At 37.9% G+C, this 11,213-nt stretch carries 12 protein-coding genes; 2 read left to right on the forward strand and 10 right to left on the reverse strand.

The annotated features are described in order from the left end of the window. The 4 genes from U0839_RS07140 to U0839_RS07155 form a co-directional block, all read right to left on the reverse strand. On the reverse strand, positions 1-192 hold a 192-nt coding region (locus U0839_RS07140), incomplete at its 3' end, for a hypothetical protein (protein WP_413550368.1). A 127-nt stretch (positions 193-319) separates the two neighbouring features. Next, entirely contained in the window at positions 320-1,294 is a 975-nt protein-coding gene (locus tag U0839_RS07145; RefSeq protein WP_413550369.1) for an RluA family pseudouridine synthase, read from the reverse strand. 5 nt (positions 1,295-1,299) lie between these two features. Beyond that, complete coding sequence (locus tag U0839_RS07150; RefSeq protein WP_413550373.1) at positions 1,300-2,568, reverse strand: replication-associated recombination protein A; 1,269 nt, start codon at positions 2,566-2,568, stop codon at positions 1,300-1,302. A gap of 115 nt (positions 2,569-2,683) precedes the next feature. Beyond that, on the reverse strand, positions 2,684-2,944 hold the full coding sequence (locus tag U0839_RS07155; RefSeq protein ID WP_122123578.1) for a hypothetical protein: 261 nt from the start codon (positions 2,942-2,944) through the stop codon (positions 2,684-2,686). A gap of 285 nt (positions 2,945-3,229) precedes the next feature. On the opposite strand from U0839_RS07155, the gene U0839_RS07160 reads away from it, so the two are divergent. Then, entirely contained in the window at positions 3,230-3,592 is a 363-nt protein-coding gene (locus U0839_RS07160; protein ID WP_155565452.1) for a hypothetical protein, read from the forward strand. Positions 3,593-3,642: 50 nt separating this feature from the next. Here U0839_RS07160 and U0839_RS07165 read toward each other — a convergent pair whose 3' ends face one another. The 6 genes from U0839_RS07165 to U0839_RS07190 form a co-directional block, all read right to left on the reverse strand. Next, positions 3,643-5,997 (reverse strand): phosphoketolase, encoded by a 2,355-nt coding sequence (locus U0839_RS07165; RefSeq protein ID WP_413550370.1) that lies wholly within the window; start codon positions 5,995-5,997, stop codon positions 3,643-3,645. A 60-nt stretch (positions 5,998-6,057) separates the two neighbouring features. Next, positions 6,058-7,284, reverse strand: coding sequence for an acetate/propionate family kinase (locus U0839_RS07170; RefSeq protein WP_155565454.1), 1,227 nt, complete (start codon positions 7,282-7,284; stop codon positions 6,058-6,060). Positions 7,285-7,474: 190 nt separating this feature from the next. Continuing rightward, positions 7,475-7,957: an SsrA-binding protein SmpB gene (gene smpB, locus U0839_RS07175; RefSeq protein ID WP_155565455.1), complete on the reverse strand. Its 483-nt coding sequence runs from the start codon at positions 7,955-7,957 to the stop codon at positions 7,475-7,477. Then, entirely contained in the window at positions 7,958-8,845 is an 888-nt protein-coding gene (gene dapA, locus U0839_RS07180) for a 4-hydroxy-tetrahydrodipicolinate synthase (RefSeq protein ID WP_122123581.1), read from the reverse strand. Between the two features lie 82 nt (positions 8,846-8,927). Next, positions 8,928-9,767, reverse strand: a complete 840-nt coding sequence (locus U0839_RS07185) for a prephenate dehydratase (RefSeq protein WP_155565456.1) — start codon at positions 9,765-9,767, stop codon at positions 8,928-8,930. Between the two features lie 12 nt (positions 9,768-9,779). After that, entirely contained in the window at positions 9,780-10,511 is a 732-nt protein-coding gene (locus U0839_RS07190; protein ID WP_413550371.1) for a 3-deoxy-manno-octulosonate cytidylyltransferase, read from the reverse strand. Positions 10,512-10,636: 125 nt separating this feature from the next. On the opposite strand from U0839_RS07190, the gene U0839_RS07195 reads away from it, so the two are divergent. Next, complete coding sequence (locus U0839_RS07195; protein WP_122123584.1) at positions 10,637-11,134, forward strand: c-type cytochrome; 498 nt, start codon at positions 10,637-10,639, stop codon at positions 11,132-11,134. Positions 11,135-11,213: the final 79 nt, after the last annotated feature.

Consider the following 11,213-nt stretch of genomic DNA (forward strand, 5'->3'; position numbering starts at 1 on the left):
CCAGGGAACCAATTGAAGAGACAAATGATTTAAATGGACTTTTCGTCCTGTTTTTTTCTCAATTATTTCTGATAATTGATCATTGATTTTTTGCCGGTCAATCATGTAATTGATTGCAAGGTTACTTCCCGCTATCAATAATACAGAGGCTCCCAAAACACCAATAAATATCTTTTTCTTTTTTAGCATCATTAATCTTTGGATTCATTTAATAATGGTAAGTTAAAAATATAAACTAATCAGAAATAACATGATGGTTTTTTTATGCAATCATAAAACGAAATTAATTTTTCAAATGAAACATTTTCAATTATATTTCTTATCTTTTATTAACTTTGACACAATTACCGGATGGCATATCAAATCCCAATCTCTTAAATGTTTCTTTCATATGGGATGACAATTCAACTTCAACCTCCAGATACCCACCCTGGGGATGAGGAATGATTATTGCGCGAGCATGAAGATGTAGTAATTCTGGAAAACCTTCGAGTGAGCCATTCACTTGATTATATTTTCTATCCCCCAATATAGGACAGTTCATGGCCGAACAATGAACACGAAGTTGATGCATACGTCCAGTAAGGGGATATAATTCGACCCAGGCAAATTTCCTGGCGGCATAATCTTTAACCATATATTCCGTTACAGCTTTTTGCGCATTTTTATTTTCTTCTGAAACAACGACATATGATTCGCCCGGACGTTCAACTTTCAATAATGGAAGCGTCACCCTACCACTTGATGAAACAGGACGACCTGTTGTAATGGCCCAGTATATTTTTTTTACTGCCCTGCCTCTGAACGCAGCAGTTAGTTTTGCTGCAGCAGCTGGATGACGAGCAATCAATAATACACCGGAAGTATCTTTATCCAAACGATGAACCAAACAGGGACGATAATTACTATTTTCCCTCAATGCTTCGAGCATTCCGTCAATATGAAATCTTACATTACTACCCCCCTGAACAGCAATACCGGACGGTTTATTTATAACAAATAAATCGCTATCTTCATAAATAATCCAGCTTTTAACTTTTTTTGAAAAATGGGAATCCATGTCATGATTTTTTTTTGATGATAGAACACCTTTTTCAACAAGAGGAAGCCGAACAACATTTCCAGTATTCAAATGTGTAGATGCCTGAATTCTTTTTTTATCAACCCTTATTTGACCGGTTCTGCACAATTTTTGAATCATGCCCTGCGTAAATTGGGGGTAATTTCTTTTTACCCAACGATCAAGACGCACTTCACCATCTTCATCTTTAACCGTAATATTTAAAATTTTCATATAATCTATTTATTTCTAAGTTTATTCCACTGTTCAAGACGTTTTGAAATGATCTCTTCTGTTCCCCGATGTGTGGGAAAATAAAACTGTTCACGTTTCATACGATCAGGAAAATAGTTTTGCCCAGAAAATCCCTCTTCTGTATCATGATCATACTGATATCCCTTGCCATAACCAAGTTCTTTCATCATTTTGGTTGGCGCGTTCAATATATGGGCGGGAGGCATCAAGCTTCCCGTTTTTTTTGCAACCGCTCTCGCTTTGTTAAAGGCTTTATAAACAGCATTGGATTTTGGTGCTGTTGCCAAGTAAACTACCAGTTCAGCCAATGCGATTTCCCCTTCAGGTGATCCTAACCGTTCATAACTCTCCCAAGCTGAAATTGCCAGTATCTGAGCATTAGGTGAGGCTAATCCAATATCTTCCGATGCAAAACGGGTCAATCTTCTTGCAATATATCTTGGATCCTCTCCACCCTCCAACATTCTAGCGAACCAGTACAAGGCAGCATCGGGATCCGAACCTCGAAGTGATTTATGCAGGGCTGAAATCAAATTATAATGCCCATCCCTATCCTTATCATACAATACTGCTTTTTGGCTTAGTAATTCATTTAACGCATTTTCATCAATTTTATGATCAAAATTTTGTTTGATTAATTGTTCTACCATATTCAAGAGATAGCGACCATCTCCATCTGCCATGGCAATAAGAACATGTAAGGCTTTATCCGTAAGAGGCAATTTCTTTTCAGTATTAATTTCAACACGCTGAATGAGTTGTTTCAACGCTTTTTCATCAAGACGTTTCAGTACCATCAATTGGCAACGGGATAACAAAGCACCATTTAACACGAAAGATGGATTTTCAGTGGTCGCCCCTATCAGAATAATAGTTCCATCTTCAACAACGGGTAAAAAACTGTCTTGTTGAGTACGGTTGAAACGGTGAATTTCATCCACAAATAATAGGCTACCCTTACCGGTTTGTTGTCTATATTTTCTTGCCTCGTCAAAAATTTTTTTTAATTCTGCCACCCCGGAAAAAATTGCGGATATTTGAACAAATCTCAAATTTATATACTGGGAAATAATCCGGGCAATCGTCGTTTTCCCTGTTCCAGGATAACCCCACAAAATCAAACTTGATAAAGTACCATGATTAATCATACGGGTAATAATGCCCTTTTTACCAACCAAATGATTTTGTCCGACAACTTCCTCCAATTCCACTGGCCGCAATTGATCAGCCAGAGGAACCTTATTATCAATCATTGACTTCTTATTTGAATTCTCACTAAAAAAGGTGTGATCGGAGGCAAAAAGATCCTTATCATTCTTTGATGCGGAAAAGATCATGAGGAATTCCGAATTAACTTGTCAATTTTATTTATTTCGCGTGAACATTACCGTAGGAGGGCGCTCCCACACCAGGACAACTGCATGGAGAACCCAGAGGAACTTGATATGGAGTATGACAGCTATAAATTCCTGCCTTGCAAACAGATCCATAACCAACAGATGATTGTGTTCCTGCCGGAACTGGTGTTTCAGCTGTTCCTGAACATCCATCAAGAAACAGCGCGGATGAAACTAAACAGATACCGATACAAAAACAGTGTTTGATATTATTTATTCTTAAATTTACCATTTTCTTTCCATTCATGTTCTTCAATACTATTTTTATTAACTTCATGATTGAATATTATAATTCTCTATCCAAGGATTAATTTTTATCCGACATAAAGTTATCCACAATTTGGGGGATAAACTTGAGGAATAGTTTGTGTGTTATTATAGGATAATATGCTAAAAAACTGTATAAATATATCATTTATGTTATAAACATATATAATATAAAGGTTTTTATCTAACTTTAACAGCTGGATAACATAAACTTTGCAATTATGAAATCAAGCCTTAACTAGAGACTAAATTGAAAAATAGAACAAGATTTTTAACTTTTATAATCACCCTATTTCCCTTGACTGTTTATGGACAATCAAGTGATGAAAAATCAATCAGTTTTTCATATGAACAATTACAACCTATTTTCAAAATTTTACGAACCCAATCAACAACAATAAGTCCCTCATGTATTGAAACCTTAAAAGATATTCATGAATTGAAAAAACAAAAAGCCAATAACAAGTTTGACAATGACAGGGATGTCAACAGTAAAATATTAAGAGCCCTATACAACAATGCATTGGAATTTTGCAAAGTGGACGCGAGAAATATATGCAGTCACCAAGTTCCCATTTCCATACGCATGGAATGTAGAAAGCTTTCCGATTAACAATCTCCATACGCTGAAAAACCGGATCAATATATATATTTACAATTTTTTTATTTCCAACGCCAGTTTTTGATTTCTGGCATATCTTCACCATATTGGCGAATATATAATTCATGCTCAACAAGTTTGTCTCTCACAAACTGGTCTATATAAGCTATTTTTGATTTGTAACGATCAACCCTGTTCATGATATTTGATACCAAGTGATAACGATCAAGATTGTTCAATACAACCATATCAAAAGGTGTTGTGGTTGTTCCTTCTTCTCTGAAACCATGAACATGAAAATTTCTTGCATTGCTTCGTTTATAAATAAGCGAGTGAATTAATCTTGGAAAACCATGATAAGCAAAGATAACTGGTTTGTTGATTGTAAACAAGGCATCAAATTCTTGATTTGACAATCCATGTGGATGCTGATCATCTGTCATGAGAGTCATCAGGTCAACAACATTGATAAAACGAATTTTGAGATCTGGTACATATTCGTTAAGAATTTTGGTAGCCGCCAATGCTTCAAGCGTTGGCACATCACCAGCGCATGCCACAATGACATCGGGTTCTATTCCTTTATCGTTACTGGCCCATTCCCAAATGCCAAGGCCTTTATAACAATGTTTAATTGCCTCATCCATGGTAAGCCACTGGGGCTCTGGCTGCTTGCCGGCAACAATAACATTGATACGGTCCGAACTTTTTAAACAGTGACTCGTGACCAGCAACAGGGTATTAGCATCTGGTGGCAAATAAACCCTGCTCATTTTAGGTTTTTTCGAAACAACATGATCTATGAAACCGGGATCTTGATGACTGAACCCATTATGATCCTGCCGCCAAACATGTGAAGTCAAAAGGATATTTAAAGACGAAATTGGCCGCCGCCATTCCACCTTGCTCGCCTCGTCCAACCACTTTGCAAATTGATTGACCATTGAGTCGACAATATGGATAAAGGCCTCGTAACAGGAAAACAATCCATGTCTTCCAGTCAATAAATATCCTTCAAGCCAACCCTCAACCGTATGTTCACTTAAAATTTCCATCACCTGTCCCTTATGGGCCAAATGATCATCGTAATCATATATTTCGGCATTCCAGACCCGATCGGTTACTTCAAATACCTTATTCAAACGATTTGAATTATTTTCATCAGGGGAAAGAAGCAAAAATTTTTCAGGATTCTTTTTAATGACATCTCTTAAAAACTCCCCCATTATCCTGGTTGATTCAGCAATTACATGACCATGTTTCGTCATTTTTACTGCATATTGTCGATAATCAGGTAACTTCAAGGGTCGTCTGAGCAACCCGCCATTCCCATTGGGATTGGCGCTCATACGTTTATCTCCCTTGGGTGCCAATTCAGCAATTTCAGGAAATATTGCCCCTTTTTCATCAAATAACGCATCAGGATGATAGGATCTCATCCATTTTTCTAATAATTTCAGATGTTTTGGATTGCTCAAATCCCCAAAAGGAACCTGATGTGCACGCCAATAATCCTCCACTTTTTCTCCATCAATGGTTTTCGGACATGTCCAACCTTTTGGGCTTTTAAAAATAATGGCTGGCCATAATGGACGACCGGTATCATTATTTTTGCGTGCATTCTGTTGTATTCGATGAATACGATTGAATGCAGTATTCATGGCTGAAGCCATTTTCTGATGCATTGAATCTGGATCATTGTCTTCAACAAAAATTGGATCATAGCCGTACCCCTTGATTAAATTGATTAATTCCTGATGGGATATACGTGCCAATATAGTTGGGTTTGCAATTTTATAGCCATTCAAATGAAGAATGGGTAAGACAGCACCATCTGTTTTTGGATTAACAAATTTATTACTGTGCCATGATGTTGCCAAAGGTCCTGTTTCTGCCTCACCATCACCTATAACACATGCAACGGTCAGATCAGGATTGTCAAATATTGCCCCATATGCATGTGAAAGCGAATATCCAAGTTCTCCACCCTCATGAATGGATCCTGGTGTTGGTGCACCTGTATGGCTTGGAATGCCGCCGGGAAAGGAAAATTGTTTGAACAATTTCTGCATTCCCACTTCATCCTGTGTAATCTCGGGAAAAAGTTCTGTATAAGCCCCTTCAAGATAGGTTGACGCCACAACCCCAGGAGCCCCATGACCTGGCCCAGCTATAAAAAGAATATCGTTATCTCGTTCTCTGATAATACGGTTGAGATGAAGATAAATGAAATTGAGGCCCGGGGTTGTTCCCCAATGTCCAAGCAATCGTGGTTTGGTATGTTCCAGTTTCAATGGTTCCCTCAATAAAGGGTTATTCATTAGATAGATCTGTCCGATGGATAGATAATTGGCGGCATGCCACCATTTATTAAATAAGTCCACTTCATGTTCAGATAAAAGCTTTTTATCAGTCATTTTTTACTCCTTGATAAATAGCTATTGTTAAACTCAATAAGAGTTATTAAAACCCCGGATTCATGCACGCTGTTTCGAATTTAATAAAAGCTGTTGTATTTCTTTCAATATGATGAACTCCTCATTGGTCGGGATTGTATATACCTTGATATTGCTTTCTGAAGTACTGATCAGTTCATTTCCATCTTTATTTGCCTGTTCATCGATTTCAATCCCTAGCCAAGACAAAGTCTGACAGACTACAGACCGGACATATGTGGCATGTGCACCGATACCAGCTGTAAAAATCAATCCGTCAATCCCTTTTAGACAAACAATTAGCCGACCTATTTCTCCAATCAGTTTATAAATAAACAAATCCAGTGCCTGTTTGGCAAATTTCGATTTTGGTCCATTTTGGGCAATTTCATGAATAAGACCTCGCATATCACTTGAAACCTCGGATACACCTAACAAACCAGATTGTTTCCAGATTATATCCTCAATTTCATCGGGAGACCTTTTTTCTTCACGAGTCATATATAAGACGACATTTGGATCGATCTGTCCAGTACGTGTACCCATCACCAAACCGTCCAAGGGCGTAAAACTCATGGACGTATCAATGGACTTTCCCTTATTTATAGCCGCAACGCTTGAACCATTTCCAAGATGCGCCACAACTATCTTACCCTTAATCAGGGGGGATTTATTTTTTTGCAAATAATGCACGATATAATGATAGGAAAGACCGTGAAACCCATAACGTCTCAATCCACTATCATAATATTTTCTTGGAAGGGCAAAGCGTTTAGCTTTATCTGGCATCGTGGCATGAAAAGCGGTATCAAAACAAGCAACCTGAGTAATATCCGGATATTTATCCATTATGACTTTCATGGGAGCAAGGCTGGCCGGTTGATGCAAGGGTACAAACGGTGTTAATGAATCCAGATAACTGTAAATTTTTTGATCAATAACAACAGGACGGTAATATTTCATCCCACCATGAACCACACGGTGACCGATTGCCAGAATTCTATCTTTTTTCATAAAATCGAAAAGCCATTTCAAGACCTGATCCAACAATTCATCCCTGGCATCAAGTTTTGCATATTGACCATCTGTCCATTTTTTTTCATGAATGATTTTATCTTGACGATCGGTTATTTTCAAATGGGGTCCTGATCCAATCCCCTCTAGTAATCCTTTGGAATATAATTCAAAATCTGAATTATTCTGACTCCGATACAGAGAAAATTTTAGACTTGATGAACCCGCATTAATGATTAATACGACCGATGCCATACACGAAACCCTTCTAGAAAAATAACCTATATATCTAGAAAAGCATAAAGTTAAAAAACTGTTTTAATCAATCAATAGCATAAATAATTGTGGATAAATCAATTAATTCATAAATTTATATTCAGTTTCTCTTCAGCCTTTCACATACTTAATGATTAATCGTAATTCTTTTTTTGTCAAAAGGATAATGTTAAAATTTACTCCTTAATAATCTTGCCTGATCACGTTTCCAGTCACGATCAGCTATTGCCTGACGTTTATCCGCTTTTTTCTTACCCTGACCTAGACCTAGTGTTACCTTGGCTATCCCCCGGCTGTTAAAAAAAATATCCAGTGGAACCAATGTCATACCATTCCTACTTATAGCCCCTAGCAATTTAAAAATTTGTTTTTTATGAAGTAGCAGTTTCCTGGGGGCGCGTGGATCAAATTTTGAAAAAAATCCGCCCTGATATTCAGGAATATAGCTATTGAAAAGCCATATTTCCCCTTCCCTTTCCCCTGCATGGGCCTCGTTAATCGTGGCCCGTCCTAAACGCAAACTTTTTACTTCCGGACCCTTTAACATTAAACCCGCTTCCACCTTATCAACAATGGAATAGTTGAACGTGGCTTTACGGTTTTTTGCCACGTTTCCAAAAGAGATTAGAGAATTTTTCTTTTTTTCCGCCATTTAACCCAATAATCCCACTTTTTCCAATGCCTCTTTAACCCTAATCCGCGTTTTCTCCGCAACAGGCGCAAGCGGTAAACGGCAAGTCTCTCCTGCCAACCCCAAAACGGACGCTGCAAATTTAACGGGGCCTGGATTGCTCTCAATAAAAAGGGCATCATGTAAAACAGACAAACGATCCTGCATAGCCATTGCATTGGCAATATGACCATCCTTCCAGGCCTGTTGCATTTCTGCGCATAATTTTGGTGCAATATTAGCCGTCACACTGATACAACCATCACCACCAGCGGCCAAAAATGAAATCGCGGTACCATCTTCCCCCGACAACTGGTTAAAATTCTTTTTAACCGCCCGTCTTACCTGAATGGGTCGGACAAGATTAGCCGTCGCATCTTTGACACCAACAATATAGGGATTTTCTGCAAGTCTTGCCATAGTCTCCACAGACATGTCAATTACTGAGCGGGCTGGTATATTATAGATATAAACAGGAAATTCCGTCGCCTCTACAATTGACATATAATGACAATACAATCCTTCCTGGGTTGGTTTGTTATAATAAGGTGTTACGACCAAAGCAGCTGTCGCGCCAATTTCTTTTGCAAATTTAACCATTTCAATAGCTTCAGATGTACTATTTGATCCGGCTCCTGCCAAAACTGGAACCCTACCATTTGCAACCTTGACCGCCACTTCAACAATTTTCCGATGTTCTTCATGAGATAAAGTTGGACTTTCCCCTGTTGTACCAACGGGAGCCAGTACAGAAGTCCCCTCCTGGATCTGCCAATCCACAAATTTTTCAAAAGTAGGAATATCCAGTGAACCATCCTGTTTCATCGGGGTAATTAATGCCGTGATTGAACCTTCAAACCATATACTCATGTTGTCATTATTCCTTATCAATCATTGATATTCAATTATATATTAAATAAGTGTATCAAAATTTTATAAAATTATATATGGACTATACACTCTGACGATATTGTGAAGCAGGATACACCCCCAAAAGAACATAATCATCTGAATAAAATTTCAGTTCATTCAAGGCCTGATTTAACGGGTCATTGTGAACATGTCCTTCCACATCAACTAAAAATTTGGTTGCAACAAACCCCCCTTTATCCATACAGCTTTCCAAACGTGTCATATTTACATTATTTGTCGCAAAACCTCCCAATGCCTTGTAAAGGGCGGATGGAATATTTTTCGTTTTAAATAAAACAGTCGTCATCATGTTTTCACGTTGCGTTGGAATTTTCTTCTCACGTGAAACGATATAAAAGCGGGTTGTATTATAATTTTCATTTTCAACATTGTATCTTAATACATCCAGCCCATTCAATTCTGCCGCAAGTTCCGATGCAATTGCCGCATCTTCCCTGTTATTCATTTTTGCTATAATTTCAGCAGCACCTGCTGTATCAAATTCTGTTATCCGTTCAAGCGACAAATCATTGATTATTTCCGAAACCTGCCCCATTGCCACCGGATGTGTGTGAACCCTTTTGATATCAGAAATTTTTGCATTCTTGATACCTATTAGACAATGTTCAATCCTTTGGAAATGCTCACCAACAATAAAAAGTCCCGAAGAAGGCAAAAGATTATGAATATCAGGCACTCTTCCAACTAAATTATTTTCGCATGGCAACATGGCTTGTTCAGCCTTTCCAGACTGCACAGCTTTTATCGTTTCAATAAAATTTTCACAAGGTAACGTTACCCATCCCCGCCTTGCCGAACGACAGGCCATATCCGAATAGGCACCTGGTCGACCCTGAAAGGCAATAATTTTGGCAGTCATAAAATAATCCTATTAAATAATTCGTTTTCTTATCCGTTCAAGATCGTCTGGTGTATCAATTCCCAATGGCGCTTCATCTATTACAGCACAACCAATATTCATTCCAGCTTCCAAAGCTCTCAATTGCTCGAGTTTTTCTCGTTTCTCAAGTAAAGATTGAGGCAAGTTTATAAAACGGTTGAGAGATTTTCGCGTATATGCATAAATACCGACATGATGCCATAATGGACCCTTTCCCCATGGAATTGTTGCACGAGAAAAATACAGAGCCTTCGCAAATAATAAATCCTCAATAAAACTGCAAGCCACCTTTACTACGGAAAAAGCCGTCTTTTCAAATTCATTTTTCACGGGAGCTATTAAGGTTCCGATATCTATTCCAGAATACTTCAGCGGTATCATTGATTTACAAATATCTGATGGATCAATGAGGGGTAAATCGCCCTGAACATTGATAATCGTATCAATGTGATCATATTCCTGCAGTAAGGATAGCGCCTGATAAATTCGGTCTGAACCAGATAAAAGATTTGGATCCGTATCAATTGCCCTGCCCCCGTTCTCCCTGACAATCTCCGAAATTTCCCTGTCACCTGAAGCTACAACCACTGGTCCGATTTTCGTTTTTAAAGCCTGTTCCATCACCCTGACTATCATAGGTTTTCCACCGATATCAACCAGGGATTTTCGTGGCAGTCGAGTTGAGGCCAATCGTGTTGGAATAAGGATCAAAGCAGGCTTCATCAACAATTCTCTATAAATAATATATATATCAGTTTTTCTTTATGTTGTATTATTAATAATAAGCTTTTATTCTATAATCAATTTAATAATCATAGTTGTTGTTCAAGAAACCAAAGAAAAATAAAATGGATAGTTTTGACTGGAACCGTATAGCTGCAGCTTGTGTCATATCCTGTGGAATATTGTTTGGTAGCTGGTTGATAAGTAAGATCCTGATTCCTTACTCACCGCTTACATCATCAGTATATGCTAGTGAAAATCAAGAAACCATTGATCTCAAAACCGCCGATATAGGCAAAGGAAAAATCATTGCCTCACAACAATGCGGAGTATGCCACAGTTTCAGACAGGGTGAACCTGATAAAATAGGGCCTTCACTTTTTAATATCAAAAATAAAAAAATTGCCTCCAGTCCAAACTTTAATTACTCTTCCTCGCTTAAAATTCATGAAAACGAATACTGGACAGTGGAAAATCTAAATAAATGGCTTGCCAAACCACTCGCTTTTGCTCCCGCTACTCTAATGGCTTATGGTGGTCTTTCATCTAATAAGGATCGGGCGGATGTTATTGCATATCTGAATTCTCTGACAGGCAATAATCCTCCTTCAGGACAAAAATAAAAAAACTAAAATAAAGAACCATTTGCATATGTAATAAATTGCAACTATGCTTACCCCAAAAAATGATTTTTGAAAAATT

It is taken from the genome of Commensalibacter sp. A3DC (assembly GCF_047307945.1).
Classification (GTDB): Bacteria; Pseudomonadota; Alphaproteobacteria; order Acetobacterales; family Acetobacteraceae; genus Commensalibacter; species Commensalibacter melissae.